At 72.5% G+C, this 23,679-nt stretch carries 22 protein-coding genes; 10 read left to right on the forward strand and 12 right to left on the reverse strand.

Going from position 1 to position 23,679, the window contains the following annotated elements; all coding sequences use genetic code 11:
- Positions 1-8 precede the first annotated feature (8 nt).
- On the reverse strand, positions 9-1,322 hold the full coding sequence (locus B6R96_RS24610) for a Bcr/CflA family multidrug efflux MFS transporter (protein ID WP_107475577.1): 1,314 nt from the start codon (positions 1,320-1,322) through the stop codon (positions 9-11).
- 108 nt (positions 1,323-1,430) lie between these two features.
- On the opposite strand from B6R96_RS24610, the gene B6R96_RS24615 reads away from it, so the two are divergent.
- Both B6R96_RS24615 and B6R96_RS24620 read left to right on the forward strand, forming a co-directional pair.
- Positions 1,431-2,192: an SDR family oxidoreductase gene (locus tag B6R96_RS24615; RefSeq protein ID WP_030389989.1), complete on the forward strand. Its 762-nt coding sequence runs from the start codon at positions 1,431-1,433 to the stop codon at positions 2,190-2,192.
- A gap of 89 nt (positions 2,193-2,281) precedes the next feature.
- Positions 2,282-3,142: a PhzF family phenazine biosynthesis protein gene (locus B6R96_RS24620; protein WP_081523658.1), complete on the forward strand. Its 861-nt coding sequence runs from the start codon at positions 2,282-2,284 to the stop codon at positions 3,140-3,142.
- 40 nt (positions 3,143-3,182) lie between these two features.
- On the opposite strand, the gene efeU is transcribed toward B6R96_RS24620, so the two are convergent.
- From efeU to B6R96_RS24650, 6 genes are all read right to left on the reverse strand, one after another.
- Positions 3,183-4,040: an iron uptake transporter permease EfeU gene (gene efeU, locus B6R96_RS24625; RefSeq protein WP_030389987.1), complete on the reverse strand. Its 858-nt coding sequence runs from the start codon at positions 4,038-4,040 to the stop codon at positions 3,183-3,185.
- Positions 4,041-4,066: 26 nt separating this feature from the next.
- The gene (gene efeB / locus B6R96_RS24630; RefSeq protein ID WP_053705049.1) at positions 4,067-5,338 is read right to left on the reverse strand and encodes an iron uptake transporter deferrochelatase/peroxidase subunit; all 1,272 of its coding nucleotides are present in this window, start codon (positions 5,336-5,338) and stop codon (positions 4,067-4,069) included.
- Between the two features lie 36 nt (positions 5,339-5,374).
- On the reverse strand, positions 5,375-6,526 hold the full coding sequence (gene efeO, locus B6R96_RS24635; RefSeq protein WP_081523659.1) for an iron uptake system protein EfeO: 1,152 nt from the start codon (positions 6,524-6,526) through the stop codon (positions 5,375-5,377).
- A gap of 188 nt (positions 6,527-6,714) precedes the next feature.
- Entirely contained in the window at positions 6,715-7,554 is an 840-nt protein-coding gene (locus tag B6R96_RS24640; RefSeq protein WP_443069956.1) for a heme ABC transporter ATP-binding protein, read from the reverse strand.
- Complete coding sequence (locus B6R96_RS24645) at positions 7,551-8,852, reverse strand: iron ABC transporter permease (RefSeq protein WP_237291506.1); 1,302 nt, start codon at positions 8,850-8,852, stop codon at positions 7,551-7,553. Before B6R96_RS24645 ends, B6R96_RS24640 begins: the two co-directional genes overlap by 4 nt.
- A 1-nt stretch (position 8,853) precedes the next feature.
- A complete protein-coding gene (locus B6R96_RS24650; RefSeq protein ID WP_237291507.1) occupies positions 8,854-9,870 on the reverse strand; it encodes a heme/hemin ABC transporter substrate-binding protein in 1,017 nt (338 codons plus the stop codon).
- A 115-nt stretch (positions 9,871-9,985) separates the two neighbouring features.
- Here B6R96_RS24650 and B6R96_RS24655 point away from each other — a divergent pair, with 115 nt between their 5' ends.
- From B6R96_RS24655 to B6R96_RS24670, 4 genes are all read left to right on the forward strand, one after another.
- Positions 9,986-11,422 carry an HtaA domain-containing protein gene (locus B6R96_RS24655; protein WP_081523661.1) on the forward strand — a complete coding sequence of 479 codons (1,437 nt, stop codon included), beginning with the start codon at positions 9,986-9,988 and terminating at the stop codon, positions 11,420-11,422.
- 59 nt (positions 11,423-11,481) lie between these two features.
- Positions 11,482-12,921, forward strand: coding sequence for an HtaA domain-containing protein (locus B6R96_RS24660; RefSeq protein WP_081523662.1), 1,440 nt, complete (start codon positions 11,482-11,484; stop codon positions 12,919-12,921).
- A gap of 19 nt (positions 12,922-12,940) precedes the next feature.
- Positions 12,941-13,600 carry a PhzF family phenazine biosynthesis protein gene (locus B6R96_RS24665; protein WP_053705383.1) on the forward strand — a complete coding sequence of 220 codons (660 nt, stop codon included), beginning with the start codon at positions 12,941-12,943 and terminating at the stop codon, positions 13,598-13,600.
- 180 nt (positions 13,601-13,780) lie between these two features.
- On the forward strand, positions 13,781-14,428 hold the full coding sequence (locus B6R96_RS24670; RefSeq protein ID WP_081523663.1) for a biliverdin-producing heme oxygenase: 648 nt from the start codon (positions 13,781-13,783) through the stop codon (positions 14,426-14,428).
- Positions 14,429-14,507: 79 nt separating this feature from the next.
- Here the strand turns inward: B6R96_RS24670 and map are convergent, their stop codons facing one another.
- Positions 14,508-15,365 (reverse strand): type I methionyl aminopeptidase, encoded by an 858-nt coding sequence (map, locus tag B6R96_RS24675; RefSeq protein WP_081523664.1) that lies wholly within the window; start codon positions 15,363-15,365, stop codon positions 14,508-14,510.
- 71 nt (positions 15,366-15,436) lie between these two features.
- Between map and B6R96_RS24680 the strand changes: the two genes are divergently transcribed.
- Positions 15,437-15,691, forward strand: coding sequence for a hypothetical protein (locus B6R96_RS24680; protein WP_030389595.1), 255 nt, complete (start codon positions 15,437-15,439; stop codon positions 15,689-15,691).
- A gap of 27 nt (positions 15,692-15,718) precedes the next feature.
- Here B6R96_RS24680 and B6R96_RS24685 read toward each other — a convergent pair whose 3' ends face one another.
- The gene (locus B6R96_RS24685; protein ID WP_081523665.1) at positions 15,719-16,327 is read right to left on the reverse strand and encodes a hypothetical protein; all 609 of its coding nucleotides are present in this window, start codon (positions 16,325-16,327) and stop codon (positions 15,719-15,721) included.
- A gap of 94 nt (positions 16,328-16,421) precedes the next feature.
- Between B6R96_RS24685 and npdG the strand changes: the two genes are divergently transcribed.
- Together npdG and B6R96_RS24695 are read left to right on the forward strand one after the other, a co-directional pair.
- A complete protein-coding gene (gene npdG, locus B6R96_RS24690) occupies positions 16,422-17,126 on the forward strand; it encodes an NADPH-dependent F420 reductase (RefSeq protein ID WP_030389593.1) in 705 nt (234 codons plus the stop codon).
- Positions 17,127-17,222: 96 nt separating this feature from the next.
- Positions 17,223-17,426, forward strand: a complete 204-nt coding sequence (locus B6R96_RS24695; protein WP_081523666.1) for a hypothetical protein — start codon at positions 17,223-17,225, stop codon at positions 17,424-17,426.
- Between the two features lie 23 nt (positions 17,427-17,449).
- Here B6R96_RS24695 and B6R96_RS24700 read toward each other — a convergent pair whose 3' ends face one another.
- A complete protein-coding gene (locus B6R96_RS24700) occupies positions 17,450-18,250 on the reverse strand; it encodes a site-2 protease family protein (protein WP_030389591.1) in 801 nt (266 codons plus the stop codon).
- Between the two features lie 72 nt (positions 18,251-18,322).
- On the opposite strand from B6R96_RS24700, the gene B6R96_RS24705 reads away from it, so the two are divergent.
- Entirely contained in the window at positions 18,323-21,664 is a 3,342-nt protein-coding gene (locus tag B6R96_RS24705; protein WP_081523667.1) for an AfsR/SARP family transcriptional regulator, read from the forward strand.
- A 57-nt stretch (positions 21,665-21,721) separates the two neighbouring features.
- On the opposite strand, the gene B6R96_RS24710 is transcribed toward B6R96_RS24705, so the two are convergent.
- Both B6R96_RS24710 and B6R96_RS24715 read right to left on the reverse strand, forming a co-directional pair.
- Positions 21,722-22,573 carry an ABC transporter permease gene (locus B6R96_RS24710; protein ID WP_052875344.1) on the reverse strand — a complete coding sequence of 284 codons (852 nt, stop codon included), beginning with the start codon at positions 22,571-22,573 and terminating at the stop codon, positions 21,722-21,724.
- Positions 22,570-23,583 (reverse strand): ATP-binding cassette domain-containing protein, encoded by a 1,014-nt coding sequence (locus B6R96_RS24715; RefSeq protein WP_081523668.1) that lies wholly within the window; start codon positions 23,581-23,583, stop codon positions 22,570-22,572. The genes B6R96_RS24710 and B6R96_RS24715 overlap by 4 nt, the downstream gene beginning before the upstream one ends.
- Between the last annotated feature and the right edge of the window lie 96 nt (positions 23,584-23,679).

Raw genomic sequence — 23,679 nt, forward strand, 5'->3', positions numbered from 1 at the left:
CCCGCGCCTCAAGCGCCGGCGACGCCGGATGCGGTGGGTGCGCTCTGCCAGGGGCGGCACAGGCCGAGGAAGGCGCTCACGGCGAGGAGGGCGCACACCAGTTGGACGACGGCCATCGGGACGGCCGTGTCCTCGCCCGCGATGCCCACCAGCGGCGAGGCGATCGCGCCGATCAGGAACGAGGACGTGCCGAGCAGCGCGGAGGCCGATCCGGCCGCGTGCGGGGTCCGCATCAGGGCCTGCGCGTTGGTGTTCGGCAGCACCACGCCCATGGCCGACATCAGGACGAACAGGGCGGCCGCGATCGGCGTCAGCCCGACCTCCCCGAACACCCCGGTCGACATCAGCAGCAGCGCCACCGCGGCGGCCGTGACGACCGCGAGCCCGACGGCCAGCACCTTGTCCAGGCGGACCCGGCCCACCAGCAGCTTGCCGTTGATCTGGCCGACGAGGATCAGGCCGACGGAGTTGAGCCCGAAGAGCAGGGCGAAGGCCTGGGGCGAGGCCCCGTAGATCTCCTGCACCACGAACGGCGAGGCGGATATGTAGGAGAAGAGCACGGCGAAGGAGAAGCCGCCGGTCAGGGTGTAGCCGGCGAAGACGCGGTCGCCGAGCAGCCCGCGCATGGTCCGCAGGGCCGAGCCGACCCCGCCGGTGTGCCGCCGCTCGGGCGGGAGGGTCTCGCCGAGGCCGCGCCAGACCATCAGGGTGAGCACCGCGCCGACGACGGTCAGGACGAGGAAGACCCCGCGCCAGTCGGCGAAGCGCAGGACCTGGCCGCCGATCAGCGGGGCGATGATCGGGGCGGCCCCGGATATGAGCATCAGGGTGGAGAAGAACCGGGCCATCTCGTCGCCGTCGTACAGGTCGCGTACGACGGCCCGTGCGATGACGATCGCGGCGGCGCCGGCCAGACCCTGGAGCAGCCGGAAGGAGATCAGCAGCTCGGTGGTCGGGGCGAGCGCGCAGATCGCGGTGGCCAGGACGTAGACGACCATCCCGATGAGCAGCGGCCGGCGGCGGCCCCACTTGTCGCTCATCGGGCCGATGACGAGCTGGCCCAGGGCCATGCCGGCGAGGCAGGCGGTGAGGGTGAGCTGAACGGTCGCGGCAGGGCTGTGCAGGGCGTCGGTGACCTGCGGCAGGGCCGGCAGGTACATGTCCATGGACAGCGGGGGGAGGGCGGTGAGCCCCCCGAGTACGAAGGTGACCAGCAGGCCCGTGCGGCGTGTGGCCTTCAGGGGTGTCGTGGCGGTGGGGGCGGAGGGCGAATCGGGCGACGAGTCGTGCGAGGGGGCCGTCGCGGGGCCTCTCTCCGACATGCGGGACTCCAGTCTTCTCATCTGATCTACGCACCCCTGACCGACCCATGCTCTCAGCAATCGGAACGTCCGGGGAGCGGGGCGCCGTGTGACGTACCCTGCGGCCCCATGGACGAAAGTACGAAGAAGATCGCCGTGGTCACCGGCGCCGGCTCCGGGATCGGCCGTTCCGTGGCGCTGACCCTGGCCGCCGCCGGCTGGGCCGTGGCCGTCGCCGGCCGCCGGACCGGACCGCTGGAGGAGACCGCCGAGGCCGCCGGTGCCGGCGCCGACGTGCTGTGCGTACGGGCAGACGTGAGCGACCCGGACGAGGTGACTGCTCTGTTCGAGTCGGTCCGCGCCCGGTACGGGCGCCTCGACCTGCTCTTCAACAACGCGGGCACCTTCGGCCCCGGCGGGGTCCCGCTGGAGGACATCACCTACGAGGCCTGGCGCTCGGTCGTCGACGTCAACCTGACCGGCGCCTTCCTGTGCGCCCAGGCCGCCTTCCGGCAGATGAAGCGGCAGGACCCGCAGGGCGGCCGCATCATCAACAACGGCTCCATCTCGGCTCACGTGCCCCGCCCGAACTCCATCGCCTACACCGCGACCAAGCACGCCATGACGGGCCTGACCAAGTCCCTGTCGCTGGACGGGCGGCCGTACCGGATCGCCTGCGGCCAGATCGACATCGGCAACGCGGCGACCGAGATGACCGAGCGGATGCAGACCGGCATCCTCCAGGCCAACGGGCAGCTGGCCGTCGAGCCGGTGATGGACGCCGCCGACGTGGCCCGCACCGTCCTGCACATGGCGGAGCTCCCGCTGGAGGCGAACGTGCAGTTCGCGACGGTGATGGCGACCTCGATGCCGTACATCGGCCGCGGCTGAGACCGCAGTCGGCGGTGCGTCCGGCGGTGCGTCCGAGAGCGCGGCCGACGGCCGGGAATGGCGCACGGGCGCCCGGGGTTGAGCCGGTCATGACGACCGAAGTGCTGCGTTACACCGCCTTCTCCCACGACCCGGACGGCGGCAACCCCGCCGGGGTCGTGCTCGACGCCACAGGCCTGGACGAGCACGCCATGCTGGAGATCGCCGCCGGGCTGGGCTACAGCGAGACGGCCTTCCTGACCGCCCCGCCCGAGGGCTTCGGCGCGCAGGAGGGCCGGGCCTTCACCGTGCGCTACTTCAGCCCCAAGGCGGAGGTCCCCTTCTGCGGGCACGCGACCGTGGCCACGGCCGTCGCGCTGGCCGAGCGGATCGGACCGGGGGAGATCCTCCTCGCCACCCGCGCCGGCACCGTACCGGTGTCCGTCACCTCCGAGGACGGGCAGCTGCGGGCCACGCTCACCAGCGTCGAGCCGCACACCGAGGAGATCGGCGCGGCGGACCTCGCCGAAGCACTGGCCGCCCTGGACTGGCCCGAGGCCGACCTCGACCCGGAGATCCCGCCCGCGATCGCCTACGCCGGGGCCCGGCACCTCGTGCTCGGCGCCCGCACCCGGGCCCGGCTCGCGGACCTCGCCTACGACTTCGCCCGGCTGGAGGCCCTGATGCGCCGTCTGGACCTCACCACGGTCCAGCTGGTGCACCGGGCCGGCCCGACGGAGTTCCACGTACGCGACCCCTTCCCGGTGGGCGGCGTGGTCGAGGACCCCGCCACGGGAGCCGCCGCGGCCGCCTTCGGCGCGTACGCCCGCGAGCGCGGCCTGGTCCCGGCGGACGCCGTGCTCACCCTCCACCAGGGCGCCGACATGGGCCGCCCCGGGCTGCTCACCGTGGAACTGCGCGCCGGTGACCCCCGGGTCAGGGTGGGCGGCGCGGGAGTCCGCATCCCCTGAGCGACCCCGGGACCGCCGGCAGGCTGTGCTGGCGGTCCCGTCAGCCGGCGGGCGCGGAGTCCGAGTCGGCGGTCGGCCGCTTCGGCGCGGGCGCCGGGCGGCCGCGGTCCACGAGGAACAGCGTCAGCACGGGGACCAGGTACAGCAGCCACACCGTGAGCTGGAGGACGGTGGGGTCCGGCTGGAAGTTGAAGACGCCCTTGAGCAGGGTCCCGTACCAGCTGTCCGGCGGGATCGCCCCGCTGATGTCGAAGGCCCTGTTGCCCAGGCCGCCCAGGAAGCGGGCCTCCTGGAGGTCGTGGACCCCGTACGCGAGCACGCCCGCGGCGACGACCACCAGCATGGCGCCGGTCCACCGGAAGAACTTCGCCAGATTGATCTTCAGGGTGCCCCGGTAGAAGAGGTATCCGAGCACGATCGCCGTGGCGATGCCCAGCAGCACCCCGATCAGCGGCGCCGAGGAACCCTCGCCGCTTGCCCGTACCGACGCCCACACGAACAGCGCCGTCTCCAGGCCCTCACGGCCGACGGCCAGGAAGGCGGTGGCGACCAGCGCCCCGGTGCCCATGGCGAGCGCCGTGTCGAGCCTGCCGTGCAGATCGGCCTTCAGATGGCGCGCGGTGCGCTTCATCCAGAAGACCATCCACGTCACCAGACCCACCGAAATGATCGACAGGGTGCCGCCGAGCAGCTCCTGCGCCTCGAAGGTCAGCTCCTGGGTGCCGAATTCGAGCATCGCGCCGAAGGCGAGCGAGATCCCGCAGGCGATCGCGATGCCCAGCCACACGGGACGCAGGGCGTCCCTGCGCCCGGTCTTCACCAGGTACGCGACGAGGATGCAGACGACCAGGCTGGCCTCCAGCCCCTCGCGCAGGCCGATCAGATAGTTGCCGAACACGGCGGTGGTTCCTCTCCGGCGGGGACTTACGCGAACAGCGTCCGGCCCCACCAGTCGTCCTTGTCGCGGACGCCCGGCGGGACGGCGAAGACGGCCGAACCCACGTGCTGGATGTATTCGTTGAGGACGTCGGACTTGGCCAGGTTGCGCTGGATCGGAACGAAGCCCTTGCGGATGTCGCGCTGGTAGGCGAGGAAGAACAGGCCCGCGTCCAGGCGCCCCAGTCCGTCCGTGCCGTCGGTGAAGGAGTAGCCGCGGCGCAGGATCGTCGCACCGTTGTTGGTGTCCGGGTGCGCGAGGCGCACGTGCGCCTCCGGCTTCATCGCCTTCAGGAACGGCTCGTCGCGCTCCTTGGACTTGCCGACCGGGGCGCCCTCGCCCTTGTCGCGGCCGAAGATGTCCTCCTGCTCCTGGAGCGGAGTGCGGTCCCAGGTCTCGATGTTCATCCGGATCCGCCGGGCCACCAGGTACGAGCCGCCGGTCAGCCAGTCGCTGCCGTCGCCCGCGCCGACCCACACGTGCTTGTCCAGGGCGGCCTTGTCGGTGCCGGAGATGTTCCGGGTGCCGTCCTTGAAGCCCATCATGTTGCGCGGGGTCTGCTCGTCGGGCGTGGTCGACGAGGTCTTGCCGAAGCCGAGCTGCGACCAGCGCATCGCGGTACGGCCGAAGCCGATGCGGGCCAGCTGGCGGATGGCGTGCACGGCGACCTGGGGGTCGTCGGCGCAGGCCTGGACGCACAGGTCGCCGCCGGAGCGGGCCGCGTCCAGATTGTCGCCGGGGAACAGCTCCAGGTCGATCAGCGCCTCGGGGCGCTTGCCCTCCAGCCCGAACCGGTCCTTGGCGAACAGGCCCGGCCCGAAGCCGATGGTCAGGGTGAGGCGGGAGGCCTTCAGACCCAGCGCCTCACCCGTGTCGTCCGGCGGGGCCTCCGGGAGGCCGCCGAAACCGCCCTCGCCGACCGGCAGACCGGCCGTCATCAGGCGGGCGGCCGCGGTCCACTCCTTGAGGAGCTTGATCAGCTCCGCGCGGTCCTTCGTCTTCACGTCGAAGGCCGCGAAGTGCAGGCGGTCCTGGACCGCGGTGGCGATACCGGCCTGGTGCTCGCCGTGGAAGGGCACGGCCGCACCGGTGGAGGCCGACGGGACCATGTCGGACCCGGGCCCGAACGCCGCCACCGCACCGCCCGCCGCGGCGGCGCCGAGCGCGAACCCGGCCCCGCCCCAGCCCAGCACCGCGCGCCGCGACGGCGCGCCCTCCGCCTGCCGATGCTGCTCCGCAGCCGAGTCCGACTCGGTCATCGCCCTCTCCCGCCTGCTCCTCGTGTCCTGTCCTGCTTACTTGGTGACGGCGGCGGCGAGCTTGGAGAGCGGCTCGGCGAGCGCGTTCACGCCGTCCGAGAGCTCCTTGCGCTCCGCCTCGCCGACCTTGTCGTACGAGGTGAACTCGTAGGAGGCCTTGTCGGCGCGGTACTTGTCGAGCAGCACGGTCAGCGCCGCGAACTGGGTGTCCAGCTGCTTCACCAGCTCGGGGTCGTTCTTCGACGCGATCGGCTTGAGCAGCTCGTACGCCTTCTGCGCACCCTCGACGTTGGCCTTGAAGTCGACCAGGTCGGTGTGCGAGTAGCGCTCCTCCTCACCGGTGACCTTGCCGGTGGCGACCTCGTCCAGGAGCTCCTTGGCGCCGTTGGCGATCGAGGTCGGGGTGATCTCCGCCTGGCCGACCTTCTTCTGCCAGTCGGTCAGGTCCGCGATCAGGGTGTCGGCGAGCTGCTTCTCGCGGTCGCCGATCTTGTTGTCGGCCCACAGGGCCTTCTCCAGGCGGTGCCAGCCGGTCCAGTCCTTCTCCAGGTCCTGGCCGGCCTCCAGGCCGTCCTCGCGGACGTCCACCTTCGGGTCGATGTCGCCGAAGGACTCGGCGACCGGCTCGGTGCGCTCCCAGCCGATGCGCGAGGCGGCGTAGAGCTTCTTCGCGCCCTCGACGTCGCCGGCCTTCACCGCGTCGGCGAAGGCCTGCGCCTTGGGGAGGGTCTCCTCGGCCTGCGCGACCACGTACGCGCGGTAGGCGGCCACCGCGGTGTCCATCTCGGGGGAGCGCTTCTCGCCGCCGCCCTTGCCGGTGGCCTTGACCTTCTGGGAGATGCCGTCACCCTTCATACCGGGCTTGCAGACGATCTCGTAGTCGCCCGCCTTGATCTCGGCGGTGATGGAGGCCTTGGTGCCGGGGCCGATGTTCTCGCGCTCGGTCACGATGCGGGCGTCCGGGAAGAGGACGTAGACCTCGGTGACCTTGGAGCCCTTGTTCTCGACGTCGATCTGCACCTTGCCGGACGGGAACTCCGTCTTCGACACGTCGCAGGCGCTGTCGGACGCCGCCACCTTGATCGCGTCGTCGCCGCCCGCCTCGCTCTTCTGCGAGCAGCCGGTGACGGCGGTCAGTGCGGCCGCCACGGTGGCCGCGGCGATGACAGTGAGGCGGGCGGGGCGCATATGGAGGCTCCTGGCGTCGGACTAAGGGGCCGTCCCGAAGGGGAGAGGCCGATGAGGCGGACCTAACTTAACCGAGGCTTACCTCACCCATACCCCCTCGCACCGTGATTCAGCTCATACCTTCGGGTCCCGGACACGGCGCTGTCACGGACCCTCCACGACAGCCCCATGGCACGGTCAAGCGGGGGTCAAGCCCGTACGGGAATCACCAGCGGGGCGCCGGTGCGCGGGTGCGGGAGGACCTCCACCGGCTGGCGGTAGACCCGGCTCAGCAGTTCGCCCTCGAACACCTCGGCCGGCGGGCCGTTCACGGTGATCCGCCCGTCGTGCAGGACGGCGGCCCGGTCCGCGTAGGCGGCGGCGAGCCCCAGGTCGTGCAGGACGACGACGACCGCGTCCCCCGCCCCGGCCCGCTCCCGGCAGATCCGCAGCACGAGCTCCTGGTGGCGCAGGTCGAGGGCGGCGGTGGGTTCGTCGAGGAGCAGCAGCGGGGCCCGCTGGGCCAGTACGCGCGCCAGCGCCACCCGGGCCCGTTCGCCGCCGGAGAGGGCGGAGAAGGGGCGCGCGGCGAACTCCGTGACCTCGGTGGCGGCCATGGCGGCGGCCACCGCCTCCTCGTCGGCCTCCGCGAGGGGGGTTCCGGACCAGGGCGCGCGGCCCATCCGTACGACGTCCTCCACCGGGAAGGGGAAGGACAGTGCGGCCGACTGGGGCAGTACGGAGCGGCGCAGCGCGAGGTCCGGGGCGCTCCACTCGCCCACCGGACGGCCGTCGATCCGGACCTCCCCGGAGGCGGCGGGCAGGTCGGCGGCGAGGGCGGCCAGCAGCGTGGACTTGCCGGCGCCGTTCGGGCCGACGAGCGCCAAGACCTCGCCGGCCCGGGCGGTCAGGTCGATACCGGCGAGGACCTCGCGCTGCCCGAGGCGGACGTGCAGGTCCACCGCCTGGGCGACGGCGCCGCCGGGCGCCGGGCGGGCCGGGACGGTCCTTCGTGTACGGGTGAGCAACCCCGTCAGCCTGCTGGTCACGCCCAGCCTCCTTGCTTGCGGCGGGTGCGGCGCAGCAGCCAGAAGAAGAACGGGCTGCCGAGCAGGGCGGTCAGGACACCGAGCGGCAGCTCGGCGGGCTGGGCGAGGGTCCGGGCGGCCAGGTCGCCCGCGACCAGGACCAGGGCGCCGGCGAGGGCGCTGCCGGGGACCAGGAAACGGTGGCCGGGGCCGTTGGCCATGCGCAGCAGGTGCGGGACGAGCAGGCCGACGAAGGTGATGACGCCGGCCACGGCGACGGCGGCGGCGGTGAGCAGCGCGACGACCAGGATGAGGGCGAGGCGCAGCCGTTCGACGTCGATGCCGAGGTGGCGGGCGGGCCGTTCGCCGAGGGAGAGGAGGTCGAGCCGGCGGGAGTAGAGGGGGGCGACGAGCAGACCGGCGAGGGCGCACGGCAGGACGGCGAGGACCTTGGGCCAGGTGGCCTGGGCGAGGGAGCCGAGCTGCCAGAAGGTGATCTGGTTGACCTGGCCGCTGTCCGCGAAGAAGACGAACAGGCCGATGAGGGCGCCGGCGAAGGCGTTGACGGCGATACCGGTCAGGATCAGGGTGACGACCTCCGTCTTCCCGCCGTTGCGGGAGAGGAAGTAGACCGAGCCGACGGTGATCAGGCCCGCGACGAACGCGCAGACGGTGATGGTCCAGTTGCCGAAGAAGCTGAGGCCGAGGCTGATGGCGGCGACCGCGCCGACGGCGGCGCCGGCCGAGATGCCGATGACGCCGGGCTCGGCGAGAGGGTTGCCGAAGACGCCCTGCATGAGCGCTCCCGCGCAGCCGAGGCTGGCGCCGACGAGCAGGGCGAGCACGACGCGGGGGAGGCGGACGTTCCACAGCACGCTCTCGCCGACGCGGTCGAGGGGGGCGCCGCCGAGGCCGAGGTGGTGCTGGACGGAGGCGAGGACGTCGCCGAGGGGGATGTCGTAGGCGCCGACTCCTGCGGAGAGCAGGGCGAGGAAGAGGAGGGCGGCGACGAGGGCGGTGGTGAGGAGTGCGGGTCTGCGGCTCCGCTTGCGCGGGGTCGGCGTCGGCTTCGGCTTCGGCTCTGCCGGGGCCGGGGCGGTGCCGGCCGGGGCGGTGGCGGCGGGGTCGGGGTCGGGGTCGGCGTGGGTGGTTCCGCCGGGGCCGGGCGCGCGCCGGGGCGTCTCCTCGGACGCCGAATGTGACGGGGCGTCGGACGGTGCAGCGGCGATGCGTTCGGCGCCCTGCGGGGAGCGCCCCGGCACACACCCGGCCCCGTCGGGAGCGGCCAGGTCTACGGCTTCGGGGTCGTGCAGGGTCATTTCAGGCGCCCTTGTTGTAGAGCTGGGTGACCAGGGAGGAGAGGACCTGGTCGGTGCGCGGGCCGTAGTTGAGGAGGACGCCGTCGTCGACCGTGAGCACCCGGCGGTCCATCCCGGCCGGGGTCTGGGCGACGCCCGGGATCTTCACCAGGCCGTCGACGCCGCCGACCGATTCGAGGCCCTTGGACATGACGAGGATCGCGTCGGGGGCGGCGGCCGCCAGGGCCTCGCTGGTGATCGGGGTGAAGTCCTTGCCGAGTCCGGAGTCCTTGCCGGTGTCGACCGCGCCGGCGGCCTCCAGCAGGGAGGCGGCGCCGGAGTCCGAACCGCCCAGCAGGTAGACGGAGGCGGTGCCGCGGAGGTAGAGGAACGCCACCCGGGGCTTCTTGCCGGAGGCGGCCGGGATGTCCTTGCGGACGGTGGCGATCCGGTCGGCGGTGCGCTGGTTCAGCTGCGTGCCGGCCTCCTTGACGCCGAGCGCGGCGGCCACCGCGTCGATCCGCTTCGGGACGTCGTCCAGCCCCTTGGCGGGGGCGATGACGAGTACGGGGATGCCCGCGTCGCGGATCTGCTGGATCGCTTCTGCCGGACCGCTGGTGGTCTCCGCGATGACGAGGGTCGGGCGCAGCGACAGGACGCTCTCGGCGGAGACGTCGTGGCCACGTGTCACCACCGGCAGCTGGGCGGCCTGTTCGAAGGTGGCCGTGATGTCCCGGGCGACGACCTGCCGGCCGAGGCCCAGGGTGTGGACGATCTCGTTGAGGCTGCCGCTCAGCGGAACGACCCGGTCCGCGGACGTGATGGTGACCTGGGCGCCGTCGACCGAGGGCACGGTGACCGGCAGTGCGGGCTGCGGCGCCGGAGCGAGTGGTTCCACCCGGTCCGGGACCGCGGCTGCACCGGGGGCCGTGGAGCCCGGGGTGGTGGCCGTACCTCCGCAGGCCGTCAGCGCGAGTGCCAGTGCTGCCACGGCAACGGCGAGACGGGGAAAGCGGTATGACGCGGCGGGCGTAGGCACGAAGGCACCGTCCTGATCGTCCGACTGAGGTTCTGGAGACCGGGGGGTGTTCATCCGGCCGTGGTTAGCTTAGGTTAGCCTAACCTTGCCCGCTAGACCTGAGGAGGGGGCATTCATGCCCAGACCCGTCCGTACGTTCGCCGTCGCCCTGTTGGCGGCCCTGCTGGGCGCTCTGCTCCCGGCGACCGCCGCTCGGGCGGGCACCGTACAGGGGGGTCGACTCGACTGGGGCATCAAATCGTCCTTCCAGAGTTATGTCACGGGTCCAATGGCGAAAGGCAGTTTCAAGCTGAAGAGCGGGGCCGCCACGGTGGGCGGCAGCCTGTTCCGTTTCCACTCCGCGAACGGCTCCTACGACCCGGACTCCGGCGCCTTCGAGGCCTCCTACTCGGGCGGGGTGACCTTCCAGGGCCACCAGAAGCCCGACGGTGTGTACGAGCTGGACATGACCATCAGCCGCCCGACCGTGAAGATCTCCGGCGGCCGCGGCACCCTGTACGTGGACGTCTCCAGCAGGGCCAAGGACAGCGGCGCGGTCACCAACCAGTCGCAGGTCGCCTTCGCCTCCCTCGGCGTCGGCGGCATCAACATGAAGGGCGGCGCAAGTCCGCTGATCCTCACCAACCTTCCCGCCACCCTGACCGCGGAAGGCGCCAAGGCCTTCGCCGGCTACTACGGCGCCGGTACCCAGCTCGACCCCGTCTCCCTCTCCGCCGACGTCAAGTCCGCCCCGGCCGCCGCGCCCCCGCCGTCGGCGACCGCGCAGCCGAGTGCCGGTGCCGAGGCCACGCAGGCGCCGGGAGCCTTCGCCGATGCCGCCGTCGACTGGGGGGTGCGCCGCACCTTCCGCGAGTACGTCACCGGCTCGATCGGCCAGGGCAAGTGGGTCCTCGCCGAGGGCGCCCAGGACGGCGGCGCGCTGTTCCGCTTCCCCCAGGGCAAGGGCTCGTTCGACGGCGCGAAAGGCACGCTCGACGCCGCCTTCGCCGGTACGGTCCGGTTCACCGGCGCCCATCTGGACCTCACGCTCGGCAAGATGGGCGTGAAGGTGGAGAACGGCAAGGGCGTCCTGTCCGCGGACGTCACCACCGGCGGCCGGACGAAGAACGCCGTCCCGCTCGTCGAGTTCGACGCCAAGGGCCTGAAGACCGAGGGCGGGCTCGCCACCCTGACCGAAGCCCCGGCCACCCTCACCGAGGGCGGCTCCCAGGCCTTCAACTCCATGTACAAGGCCGGCACCGAGATGGACCCCGTCTCGCTCGCCGTCGCCCTGGACTCCACCGCTCGGCTGCCCGCCCTGCCCGACCTGGGCTCGACGGCCCCGCCCGCCGCCGCGTCCGCGTCGCCGTCCGCCGCGCCCGCCCCGGTCGCGAAGGACGCGGAGTCCTCCGGTACCGCGCTGTTGATCGCCCTCGCCGTGGCCGTACTGGTCCTGGCCGGCGGCGGTGCCCACCTGGTCGTGCGCAAGCGGCGTACGGCCCCGGCCTCGACCGCCGGCTCCGGCCCGGATGCCGCAGGTCCCGTGGACGCGCCCACCGACGCGCCCCGCTAGGCCGTCACTTCCCCCTCCGTGCCGTTCCCCCTTCTCTGTTCCTTCAGGAGTACCCAGCCATGTCGTCCATCCGACGCCCGATCTCCCTCGCGGCCGCCGTCCTGACCGCCGCCGCGCTCGGCGCCACCGTCTACACCCTGCCGGCCGGCGCCGCGGGCGGCCCGCCCACCGACCCGATGAAGATCACCGGTGGCACCCTCGACTGGGGCGTCCTCGCGAGCTACCGCGCCTACGTGACCGGCATGGCCAAGGGCACGATCACCGTCGCGGACGGCGCCAAGCAGAACGAGGACGGCACCCTGCGCTTCGTCGAGCCGACCGGCGTGTACGAGCCGGCCAACGGGCACGTGGTGAAGGCGGCCTTCAAGGGCAGCGTCACCTTCTCCTCGCCCGCCCCGCCGACCGGCCACGGCTTCGAGGTCAAGCTCTCGGACATCCGCATGGACACCGGTACCAAGAAGCTCACCGCGGACGTCACCAAGGGCGGCACGACCACCCAGGACGTGCCCATGGCCACCGTGGCCTTCGCCGGCCAGTCGATGACCAACCTGGCGACCACGCTCACCCAGGAGGCCGCGGACGCGCTCGGTTCGCCGGGCTACAAGGACAAGCCGGGCGACCCGCTCAACGCGAAGCTCGAGTTCGAGAAGCCCGCCCCCGAGCCCACCCCGGAGAACACCACCAAGAACCCGACCCCTCCGGCCGACGACACGCAGAAGGTGCTCAGCGGCAAGCTGACCTGGGGCGTCAAGGAGTCCTTCCGCAAGTACGTGCTGAGCGCGGGCTCGATCACCCCGGCCGGCGGCGCCGCCAAGAACGGCGACACCTTCGACTTCGCCTTCGGCAAGGGCGACCTCGACGTCAAGAAGCAGAAGCTGAACGCCTCCTTCGAGGGCAACCTCCGCTTCCAGTACGCGGCGCACGGCATCGACATGACCTTCGGCAACCCCCGCGTCGAGGCCACCGGCAAGACCGGCACCCTCTACGTGGACGTCAAGAACGGCTCCGGCACCAAGGCGGGCCTGCGCTTCGCCACGCTCGACCTGTCGAAGGCCGACTACAAGACCAAGAACGGCGTCCTGGCGCTGAACGGGGTCCCGGCGGCCTTCACGGCCGAGGGCGCGGCGGCCTTCGCCAACGACACCACCGGCTCCATGTACAAGGCGGGCGACGCGATCGACCCGCTCACCTTCGCCGTGGCGGTGGACAAGGACGCCACCCTGCCCAGCACGGGCGGCACCACCGGCGGCTCGAACGGCGGCACGACGGGCGGATCGAACGGCGGCACCACCGGCGGGACCACGGGCGGCACGACCGGCGGAACCACCGGCGGCACGGGCGGCACCGTGGGCGGCGGCTCCTCCACCGTCGGCGGCAACCTCGCCGACACCGGCGCCGGGATCCCCGCCGGAGCCCTGCTCACCACCTCCGGCGCGGTGATCGCGGCCGGTGCGGGCGCGGTGTACTTCGCGCGCAGGCGCCGCACGGCCCAGAGCTGAGCCGTGCTTCAATTCCCGCGTGAACGATCTCGACGTGTTGAGGGTCTTCTGCGCGGGTGACGGCCGGTTCGGCAATCTGCTCGGTGTCGTGCGCGACGGCCGGACCTGCCCCGACGACACGTCGCGGCAGGCCCTGGCCGCCGAACTCGGCTACAGCGAGACGGTGTTCGTCGACGACCCCGAGCGCGGGGTCGTCGACATCCGCACCCCCGGCACGCGGATGTCCTTCGCGGGGCATCCGCTGGTGGGGGCCGCGTGGCTGCTGGACGTCGAAGAGCTCCAGCCGCCCGCCGGATCCGTATGGGCCCGCGACGACGGGGAGTTCACCTGGATCACGGCCCGCCCCGAGTGGGTCGAGGGCAAGCGCACCGAGCAGTACGCATCCGTCGCCGAAGTCGAGGCGCTGCCCGCCCCGCCGCCCGGCGAGGGCTGGCTCTACGCCTGGGCCTGGGAGGACGAGGCCGCCGGCCGCGTGCGCGCCCGGGGCTTCCCGCGCCGCCCCGACGGGATCATCGCGGAGGACGAGGCCACCGGCTCGGCGGCGATCCTGCTGACCGCCCAGCTCAACCGCGCCCTGAACATCACCCAGGGCGCCGGCTCCCAGATCCTCACCGCTCCCGGCCCGGACGGCACGGTGGAGATCGGCGGCCGCGTCCGCTTCGCCCCGCACCCGGCCTGATCGAACCCTCTGCCGCGCCCGCGGAACCCGCCGCGAACCGCTGCTCGCCGCAGCAGGCGCAGCACCCGGATTTTTTACCGACAGGGCGTCGGGAACCCATTGACTTAGGCATGCCTAAGTAGGAAGATCGGGCGTGACGGCGGTGCCGTCGCGCCCGTTTCCTCTTCCTGGAGGTCCGCCTTGGACGCCTTCTCTACGGTCATCCGCGTCGCCTCGCACGAGCAGCACACCGAGGCGGAGACGTCGACCTTCATGAGCGATCTGCTGGGTGGACGGCTCGGAGTGGAGGCGTACACGCGCTACACCGAGCAGCTGTGGTTCGTGTACCGGGCTCTGGAGGACGCGGCCGAGTCCCTGAGGAACGACCCGGTGGCCGGCCCCTTCATCCAGCCGGAACTCATGCGCGTCGCCGAGATCGAGCGCGACCTCGCCCATCTGGTGGGCCCCGACTGGCGCGAGAACGCGGTGGCCCTGCCCGCGACGCGTGCGTACGCGGACCGGGTGGCCCAGTGCGCCGCCGAGTGGCCGGGCGGGTACGTCGCCCACCACTACACCCGCTACCTGGGCGACCTCTCCGGCGGCCAGATCATCCGCGACAAGGCCGAACGCACCTGGGGCTTCGAGCGCAAGGGCGACGGCGTCCGGTTCTACGTCTTCGCGGACATCTCCAACCCGGCGGCCTTCAAGCGGACCTACCGCGAGCTGCTCGACGCCATCGCCGCGGACGACCTGGAGAAGCAGCGCATCATCGACGAGTGCAAGCGCGCCTTCGACTTCAACGGCGCGGTCTTCCGCGAGCTGGGCGAGCAGTTCCCGCTCAGCGCGTAACCCCTCGGGGATTCCCGCGCGAACGGGTCCGGGCCCGGTGCACCTCGTGCACCGGGCCCGGACGCCATTGCGGCCAGCGCTACGGAAGGGTCAGGATCTCCGCGCCGGAGTCCGTCACGACCAGCGTGTGCTCGAACTGCGCCGTGCGCTTGCGGTCCTTCGTGACGACCGTCCAGCCGTCCTCCCACATGTCGTACTCGTGGGTGCCCAGGGTCAGCATCGGCTCGATGGTGAAGGTCATGCCGGGCTCGATGACGGTGGTGGCGTGCGGGCTGTCGTAGTGCGGGATGATCAGGCCGGAGTGGAAGGACGAGTTGATGCCGTGGCCGGTGAAGTCCCGGACCACGCCGTAGCCGAAGCGCTTCGCGTATGACTCGATGACCCGGCCGATGATGTTGATCTGGCGGCCCGGCTTCACGGCCTTGACGGCCCGGTTCAGCGCCTCGCGGGTGCGCTCCACCAGCAGCCGCGACTCCTCGTCCACCTCCCCGCACAGGTAGGTCGCGTTGTTGTCGCCGTGCACGCCGCCGATGTACGCGGTCACGTCGAGGTTCACGATGTCGCCGTCGCGCAGGACGGTCGAGTCGGGGATCCCGTGGCAGATGACCTCGTTGAGCGAGGAGCACAGCGACTTCGGGAAGCCCCGGTACCCCAGCGTCGACGGGTAGGCGCCGTGGTCGCACATGTACTCGTGCGCGACCCGGTCCAGCTCGTCGGTGGTCACCCCCGGGGCGATGTGCTTGGCGGCTTCCTCCATCGCCTGGGCGGCGATCCGGCCGGCGATGCGCATGGCCTCGATGGTCTCGGCCGTCTGCACCTCCGGTCCGGTGTACGGAGTGGGCGCGGGCCTGCCCACGTACTCGGGCCGGCGGATGTTTCCGGGAACGGAACGGACGGGAGAGAGCTCGCCTGGTACGAGCAGCGACTGGCCAGACATACGAGCGAGTGTATCCAGCGGGGATGGGGCAGCATGGCGGCATAGAGAGGTACGAGAGGAGCCCGACGACGATGGCCCTGTTCAAGAAGCGTCAGGTGGGCAAACCCGGCGAGTGGTACTACTGCCTGGTCCACAAGAAGGTCGAGGAAGGCCCCGAGTGCCCGGCCAAGGACCGGTTCGGGCCCTACGCGACACCGGAGGAGGCGACCCACGCCATGGAGACGGCGCAGGAACGCAACCTCGAATGGCAGAACGACCCCAAGTGGAACGACAGGACCCGCGAGGAAGAAGAGGGCAGCACGGGCACGGGCACGGGCGGGGCGTAGGCCCCGGGGCCGGTAGGTGCTGCGGCCCTACCAGCGGCTGGGCGGCGGCGCGGTCAGCCGGTCGGCCAGCCGCGCCAGCCGGTCCCGGAACCGGCGCGGACCGCCCCGCTGCACCGGCAGGCCGTTCTCCCCGGCCGCCGCGCTGACCAGGTGCTGCACGGTGTCGAGATCCATCTCGCCGTCGGGTTCCGGCACCGACAGCGCATCGTGCGCGAGCGTGCCCAGGTCCGGGTCCCCGCCGTCCAGGGACAGTACGGTCGCCCCCGCGCGCCGGGCGTCGTGGACGCGCTCCAGCAACCCCTCGCCCGGCGCCCCGGGCGCCACCACCAGCAGGGTGTGCCCGCGCCGGGCCGCCGCCAGCCGGCCCAGCCCCACCGACAGGTGCGGCGGCTCCCCGGGCCGCACGTGGTGGCGTACGAGCGTGGGCGCCAGCGCCGGCAGGCCCGACCAGGCGGCCTCGTCCACCAGGTGCGCCGCCAGATGCCAGGGCTCGTAGCCCTCGGTCCCCACCAGCAGCAGCTGCCCGCCGGCCGGTACGACCGAACGGCGCAGCGACCCGGCGAAGCTGCGGGCGGCGTCCGGCCAGTGCGTACCGGCGAGCACCTCGCGCAGCAGCGCGACCCTCACGGCGTCCATATCGGCATCCTGCACCATGCGGGGGACCCGGGGAGCGGTTCCTTCCCCTTCGCCACCCTTCGACTGTGGGCTACCCGGCAGTACCCTCGCCCCCATGACTTCCTCAGACAACACGCAGAAGCCGCCGGTCAAGGACCCGTGGGAGCTGCCGGACGTGTCCGGCCTCGTCGTCGGCGTCCTCGGCGGCACCGGAGACCAGGGCCGCGGCCTGGCCTACCGGCTCGCCAGGGCCGGCCAGAAGGTGATCATCGGCTCCCGCGCCGCCGACCGCGCGCGGACCGCGGCCGAAGAGCTCGGCCTCGGCGTCGAGGGCGCGGACAACGCCGAGTGCGCGCGCCGCAGCGACATCGTCATCATCGCGGTGCCGTGGGAGGGCCACGCCAAGACCCTCGAAGCGCTCCGCGAGGACCTCGCCGGCAAGCTCGTGGTGGACTGCGTCAACCCGCTGGGCTTCGACAAGCAGGGCGCGTACGCCCTCCAGGTCGAGGAGGGCAGCGCCGCCCAGCAGGCCGCCGCCCTCCTCCCGGACTCCCGCGTCACGGCGGCCTTCCACCACCTCTCGGCCGTCCTGCTCCAGGACGAGTCGATCGACGAGATCGACACCGACGTGATGGTCCTCGGCGAGGCCCGCGCCGACACGGACATCGTCCAGGCCCTGGCCGCCCGCATCCCGGGCATGCGCGGCGTCTTCGCCGGCCGCCTGCGCAACGCCCACCAGGTCGAGTCCCTGGTGGCCAACCTGATCTCCACGAACCGCCGCTACAAGGCCCACGCGGGCCTGCGCATCACAGACGTCTGACGCCTCCGCCCACGGACGCGCTTACCTCAGCACTGCGGGGCATGGGGGACACTGGTGGAGCTCGACCCCGTTCAGTGTTTCCGAGGAGCTCTTCCCATGCCCCGCCTTGCCGTCTTCGCCGTTGTCGTCTGCGTCTGTGCGGTGGCCGCGGCCGTCGTCGCCTTCGTGGAGGGCAGCTTCCTCGGGATCGTGTGGGTGCTGCTGGCCGGCCTCACGTCCAACATGGCCTGGTACTACCTCCGCAAGGCGAAGGCCGAGAAGGCCGCCGCCGCGCGCCAGGCCGCCGCGCGCCAGGCCTAGGCCGGCAAGCCGGAAGAGACGGCCTAGTCCTGCGGGACGGCGCAGAAGCCGTCCGTGTCGCGCCAGAAGCTGTAGAGGTCGCGGCCGCAGTACGTCTCCAGGTCCGAGACGCCCAGTGCCGACATCAGGCCGTCCACCGCGCCGAAGAAGAACGCGTTGACCCCCGGGATCCACAGCAGCGCGAACACGGCCAGCAGGCCGAACGGTGCCAGCGGTTCCACCTCGCGGCGCACCCGGTACGACAGCCAGGGCTCGATGACCCCGTAGCCGTCGAGGCCCGGGACCGGCAGGAAGTTCAGGATCGCCGCCGTGACCTGGAGCATCGCGAGGAACGCGAGCGCGTAGCGGAAGGCCAACGGCACCCCGTCGAGGGCGCCCAGCCAGAACGGGGCCGTGCACACCACGGCGAAGGCCACGTTGGTCAGCGGGCCCGCCGCCGAGATGAGGCTGTGCTTCCAGCGGCCCTGGATCCGGTTGCGCTCGATGAAGACCGCGCCGCCGGGCAGGCCGATGCCGCCCAGGATCACGAAGACCACCGGCAGCACGATGCTGAGCAGCGCGTGCGTGTACTTGAGCGGATTCAGCGTCAGGTAGCCCTTGGCGCCCACCGTGAGGTCGCCGCCGTGCAGGGCGGTGCGGGCGTGCGCGTACTCGTGCAGGCACAGGGAGACGATCCACGCCGAGGTCACGAAGAGGAACACGGCCAGGCCGGCGCTCGCCGAGTACCCGGTCCACACCGCCCATCCGGTGACGGCCATGATCGCGACGATGCCGAGGAATACCGAACTGATCCGCCGCTCGCCGCGGCTGCCCTGATGACCCATGCGGGCAACCTATCCCGCGGCCGCGCCGGAAAACGGTGTGGGTCCGGGTCCGGCTGCGGGGACAATGGGCCGGTGCGTTACGCGATCCTCGGAACCGCCCAGGCCAATCACGACGACGGGACCCCCGTGGCCGTCGGCGGAGCGCGCCTTCGGGCGCTCCTGACCGCGCTCGCGCTGCGGCCGGGGCGGGTGGTGCCGGCCCGGCTGCTCGTCGCCGAGGTGTGGGACGCGGATCCGCCCGCCGACGCGGTGCCCGCCCTGCAGGCGCTGGTCGCCCGGCTGCGGCGGGCGCTCGGGCACGCGGCCGTGCGGTCCGCGGAGGGCGGCTACGAGCTGGCCGCCGCTCGGGAGGACATCGACCTGTACCGCTTCGAGCGGCTGGTCCGCGCCGGGGGCGCGGCCACCGACCCGGCCGAGGCGGCGGCCCGGTACGACGAGGCCCTCGCCCTGTGGCGCGGCCCGGCCCTCGCCGACCTGCCGGACCCGGGCGCGGAGGCCGCGCGCTGGGAGGCCGTACGGACGGACGCGCGCCGGGGCCGGCTGGCCGCGGCCCTGGCGCTGGGCGAGGCGCAGCGGGCCCTGCCGGAGCTGACCGCGCTGTGCGCGCAGCACCCGATGGACGAGCCGCTGCACGTCCTGCGCATCCGGGCCCTGCGCGACGCGGGCCGCCCGGCGGAGGCGCTGGCCGCGTACGACGTCGTCCGCCGGGAGCTGGCCGACCGGCTGGGCACGGACCCGGGCCCGGAGCTGCGCGCCCTGCACGGCGAACTGCTGGCCTCGGACCCGGCTCCCGAGCCGCTCCCCACAACCGCAACCGCAGTCACAGCCACAAGCACAGCCGCCTCCGCCGCCCCGGTCCCCGCCGCCGTGACCGCGGGCAATCTGCGCGCCCGCCTGACCACCTTCGTCGGGCGCGAGGACGACATCCGCACCATCGGCGACGACCTCGCGGGAGCCCGCCTCGTCACGCTGCTGGGACCCGGCGGCGCCGGCAAGACCCGGCTGTCCCAGGAGGCCGCCGAGGCCCAGGACGAGAGCGCCTGGCCCGACGGGGTGTGGCTCGTCGAACTCGCCCCCATCGACGGGCCCGGCGACCCCGAGGACGTCGCCGAAGCCACCCTCGCCGCGCTCGGCGCCCGCGAGACCAAGCTGCGCGGCGCCGCCGCCGAGGAGCTGCGGGCCTTCACCGAGCGGGCCGGGGACGACCCCCTCGACCGGCTCGCCGAGCACTGCGCGCGGCGCCGGCTCCTGCTGCTGCTCGACAACTGCGAGCACGTCATCGCAGCCGCCGCCACCCTCGCCGAGCGCCTCCTCACGCACTGCCCGGGCGTCCGGATCCTGGCCACCAGCCGCGAACCCCTCGGCGTCCCGGGCGAGTCCCTGCGCCCGGTGGAACCCCTGCCCGACCCCATCGCGATGCGGCTGCTCGGCGACCGCGGGGCCGCGGCCCGCGCCGGGTTCAGCGTCGACGAGGACCCGGCCGCGGCCGCCGAGATCTGCCGCCGCCTCGACGGGCTGCCGCTCGCGATCGAGTTGGCCGCGGCCCGGCTGCGGCTGCTCACCCCGCGGCAGATCGCGGACCGCCTCGACGACCGCTTCCGGCTGCTGACCAGCGGCAGCCGTACGGTCCTGCCCCGCCAGCAGACGCTGCGCGCCGTCGTCGACTGGTCCTGGGACCTCCTCGACGAGGCCGAACGCACCGTCCTGCGCCGGCTGTCCGTCTTCGCCGGCGGCTGCGACCTCGCCGCGGCCGAGGCCGTCTGCGCGGACCCCCACGACCCGGCCCCCTACGACGCCGCCGACATCCTCGGCTCCCTCGTCGACAAGTCCCTCGTCGTGGCCACCCCCGGCCCCGACGGCCGCGGCATGCGCTACCGCCTGCTGGAAACCGTCGGCGAGTACGCCGCCGAGCGCCTCGCCGAGGCCGCCGGCGACCGCGAGGCCACCGAGCACCGCCACCTCGTCCACTACCGCGAACTCGCCCGCACCACCGAACCGCTGCTGCGCGGCCACGGACAGCGGGCGGCCACCGACCGGCTGGCCACCGAGTACGAGAACCTGCGTACCGCGCTGCGCCGGGCCGTCGCCGTCCGCGACATCGACGAGGTGCTGTGCCTGGTCCACTCGCTGGGCTGGTACTGGCACATGCACGACCTGCGCTCCGAGTCCCGGCACTGGGCCGAGGCCGCCGCGGCGCTCGGCCCCAACCCCTTCGAGCCGCCGTTCGTCCCCGCCGGGCCCGTCCACGAACGGCTCGTCGACACGCCGCCGCCCTACTCCGAGGAAACGCGCACCGAGGGCTGGCGCGCGCTCAACCTGGTCCTGCTGGCCTCCCGCGACCAGACCAACGAGACGTGGAACACCCCCTCGGTCCGCGCCCTGATCGACGGGGTCCTCGCCACCTACCGGCCCGGACTCCCGCAGACCTGCCGGACCCCCGCCTCCCTGTGGATCTACGCCGTCATGATCGCCGGCGATCCCGGACTGCTCCAGACGGTCGTCAACGCGACCGTCGAGACCGCCCGCGAGCTCGGCTACCGCTGGGAGCTGGCCTCCGCGCTCCAGCTGCGCGCCAACATCCTCGCCAACCGGGCCGACTGGGCGGGGGACGCTTCGCGCGACGCCGACGAGAGCCTGGCCCTGTTCCGTGAACTCGGCGATGCCTGGGGCTGCGCCGAGGCGCTGTCCGCCCGCGCCGAGGCCCGCGAGAAGCGCGGGGAGTTCGAGCTCGCCGCCCGCGACTACCGGGAGGCGATCGCGTACGCCGAGCGCCTCGGCGCCATGGCCCAGGTGACCGTACTGCGGGTACGGATGGCCGGGACGCTGACCGAGGCCGACCGGATGGACGAGGCCGAGGCGATCCTCACCGAGATCACCGCCACGGTGCAGCGGTACGGCAACGAGGCCATGCCCGCCGCCCGGATGTTCCTCGCGGGCATCCTCGGCCGCACGGGACGGATCGCCGAGGCGCGCCACCAGCTGCAACTCCTGCGGGACGAGTTCGCCTTCGGCGCGTTCGCCATCTTCGACGGCTTCCTGCTCGGCACGATGGCCTGGCTCGACAACCGGCAGGGGCGCTACGAGGAGGCCCTCGCCCGGGTGCGCCAGGCCCTGACCACCGCCACGGACCCGATGGCGCGGATGGTGGCCCCGCAGATGCCGGCGGTCTACCTGATGACCGGGGCCCTCTCCCTGGTCTCGCTCGGCGGCCCGCGCAGGGAGTACGACGCCGCCCGGCTACTGGGCGCCTACCACGCGCAGCTGCCGCCCGCGCACTTCCCCGTGACGACGGAACGGGAGGACTTCGCCCTCGCGCAGGAGCTGACCCGGGCGGCGCTGGGCGACGCCGCCTACGAGAAGGCGTACGCCGAAGGCGGCGGCCTCTCCCTGGAGGAGGCCACCGCCCTCATCTGACCCGGCCCCCGGCCGGTGTCCGTCCGGGACGCGATCCGGAACGGATCGGTCCGCGGGTCAGGTCTTCTGGCGGAACTTGCGCACCGCGAGCGGCATGGTGATCGCGGTGATGGCGACCGACCAGGCCAGGGTCATCCACACCGAGTCGCCCACGGGCGTCCCGTTGATCAGGGCCCGGGCCGCGTCGGCCAGGTTGGACAGCGGGTTGTAGTCCGTGAAGGTCTGCAGCCAGTCCGGCATCGTGGACGGCATCGCGAAGATGGAGCTGCCGAACTGGAGCGGCATGAGGACCATCATGGCCATGCCCTGGACGGCCTGCGCGGAGCTCAGGGTGAGACCCAGCAGGATGAAGATCCACATGAGCGAGGCGCCGAAGACGACCGACAGGCCGATGGACAGGAACAGGTCCAGGATCGAGCCCTTGATCGACAGGCCCAGGATGAAGCCCATGCCGAGCAGGATCGTGATCGCGACGAGCATCCGGCCGATCTCGACGACGATCTTGGCGAGGAGCACGGACGACCGGGCGATCGGCATGGACCGGAACCGGTCCATCACGCCCTTCTTGAAGTCGTCGTTGACCCCGGTGCCCACCGCCATGGCGATGTTCATGCCCATCATGGCCATGAGGCCCGGGACCAGGTAGCTGACGTACTCGCTCTGGTTGCCCTTGCCGGAGACCGCGCCGCCGAAGACGAACACGAACAGCAGCGTGAAGATGATCGGCATGAACAGGACGTCGAACATCGACTCGGGGTCCTGCTTGATCTGCAGGGCGTTGCGGCGCACCAGCGCGCCGATGTGCCGCAGGTTGGCGCGCAGTCCGATCCGGCCCTCGCCGGACCGGCCGTCCACCGGGGCCGGGCCGGCCGCGGTGGGAGCGGGCTTCGTCGTGGTTACGGTGCTCATGCCGCGACCTCCTCGGTCTTCTCGGTGGGAACGGAGTCCTCGACGGAGGTGGGCTTCTGACCGGTGATGGCCAGGAACACCTCGTCGAGGCTGGGCAGGTAGGTGCCGAGGTCGGCGATCGCGTACCCGCGGGCGGCCAGCAGGCCGACGACGGCCGTCAGCTGCTCGTCGCTCAGGATCGGGACCAGCAGCACGCCCTCGTCCGGAACGGCCTGGCTGCCGGCGATGCCGTCCAGCCCGGCCTCGGCCAGCGAGCGGGCCATCCCCGGCAGGTCCGAGGGGTCCACCGGGCGGATCTTCAGGGTGCGGCCGCCGACGCGCGCCTTCAGCTCGTCGACCTTGCCGTTGGCGATGACCTTGCCGCGGTCGATGACGGTCAGCTCGCTGGCGAGCTGCTCGGCCTCCTCCATGTACTGCGTGGTGAGCAGCACGGTCGCGCCCTCGGCGACCAGGCGCTGGACCTCGTCCCACACCTCGTTGCGGGTGCGGGGGTCGAGACCGGTGGTCGGCTCGTCCAGGTAGAGCACGGCCGGGTTGCCGATCAGTGAGGCGGCCAGGTCGAGCCGGCGGCGCATACCGCCGGAGTAGTTCATGGCGGCCTTCTTGGCCGCTTCGGTCAGGGAGAACCGCTCCAGCATCTCGTCCGCGCGGCGGCGGGCGTCCTTGCGCGAGAGGTCGAGCAGCCGCCCGATCATGTAGAGGTTCTCCCAGCCGGAGAGCTTCTCGTCCACCGAGGCGTACTGGCCGGTGAGGCCGATCGTGCGGCGCAGCTGCCGCGGCTGGCGGACCACGTCGAATCCCGCGACGACCGCGGTTCCGGCGTCCGGGGTGATCAGGGTGGAGAGGCAGCGGACCAGCGTCGTCTTGCCGGCGCCGTTGGGGCCGAGGACCCCGAGGACCGTGCCCTCCCGGACATCCAGGTCGACACCGTCGAGGGCCTTGGTCTCGCCGTAGTGCTTGACCAGCCCCCGTACCTCCACGGCGTTGGGCTTGTTGTCGTTTCGCGTCATGCCCCTATAGGAGCAGCGGCCACTGACAAAGCACCGACAGCCGACCGACAAACGTACGACAGGCATACGACAGCCCGCCGACACGAGGTCGGCGGG

Origin of the sequence: Streptomyces sp. Sge12 (assembly GCF_002080455.1) — a bacterium.
GTDB lineage: Bacteria > Actinomycetota > Actinomycetes > Streptomycetales > Streptomycetaceae > Streptomyces.

What these genes read in the sequence shown, in the direction of transcription:
- B6R96_RS24610 (WP_107475577.1), bottom strand. Translation starts at nt 1,322, where the DNA reads ATGTCGGAGAGAGGCCCCGCGACGGCCCCCTCGCACGACTCGTCGCCC.
- B6R96_RS24615 (WP_030389989.1), top strand. Translation starts at nt 1,431, where the DNA reads ATGGACGAAAGTACGAAGAAGATCGCCGTGGTCACCGGCGCCGGCTCC.
- B6R96_RS24620 (WP_081523658.1), top strand. Translation starts at nt 2,282, where the DNA reads ATGACGACCGAAGTGCTGCGTTACACCGCCTTCTCCCACGACCCGGAC.
- efeB (WP_053705049.1), bottom strand. Translation starts at nt 5,338, where the DNA reads ATGACCGAGTCGGACTCGGCTGCGGAGCAGCATCGGCAGGCGGAGGGC.
- efeO (WP_081523659.1), bottom strand. Translation starts at nt 6,526, where the DNA reads ATGCGCCCCGCCCGCCTCACTGTCATCGCCGCGGCCACCGTGGCGGCC.
- B6R96_RS24645 (WP_237291506.1), bottom strand. Translation starts at nt 8,852, where the DNA reads ATGACCCTGCACGACCCCGAAGCCGTAGACCTGGCCGCTCCCGACGGG.
- B6R96_RS24655 (WP_081523661.1), top strand. Translation starts at nt 9,986, where the DNA reads ATGCCCAGACCCGTCCGTACGTTCGCCGTCGCCCTGTTGGCGGCCCTG.
- B6R96_RS24660 (WP_081523662.1), top strand. Translation starts at nt 11,482, where the DNA reads ATGTCGTCCATCCGACGCCCGATCTCCCTCGCGGCCGCCGTCCTGACC.
- map (WP_081523664.1), bottom strand. Translation starts at nt 15,365, where the DNA reads ATGTCTGGCCAGTCGCTGCTCGTACCAGGCGAGCTCTCTCCCGTCCGT.
- B6R96_RS24680 (WP_030389595.1), top strand. Translation starts at nt 15,437, where the DNA reads ATGGCCCTGTTCAAGAAGCGTCAGGTGGGCAAACCCGGCGAGTGGTAC.
- B6R96_RS24685 (WP_081523665.1), bottom strand. Translation starts at nt 16,327, where the DNA reads ATGGACGCCGTGAGGGTCGCGCTGCTGCGCGAGGTGCTCGCCGGTACG.
- npdG (WP_030389593.1), top strand. Translation starts at nt 16,422, where the DNA reads ATGACTTCCTCAGACAACACGCAGAAGCCGCCGGTCAAGGACCCGTGG.
- B6R96_RS24695 (WP_081523666.1), top strand. Translation starts at nt 17,223, where the DNA reads ATGCCCCGCCTTGCCGTCTTCGCCGTTGTCGTCTGCGTCTGTGCGGTG.
- B6R96_RS24700 (WP_030389591.1), bottom strand. Translation starts at nt 18,250, where the DNA reads ATGGGTCATCAGGGCAGCCGCGGCGAGCGGCGGATCAGTTCGGTATTC.
- B6R96_RS24710 (WP_052875344.1), bottom strand. Translation starts at nt 22,573, where the DNA reads ATGAGCACCGTAACCACGACGAAGCCCGCTCCCACCGCGGCCGGCCCG.
- B6R96_RS24715 (WP_081523668.1), bottom strand. Translation starts at nt 23,583, where the DNA reads ATGACGCGAAACGACAACAAGCCCAACGCCGTGGAGGTACGGGGGCTG.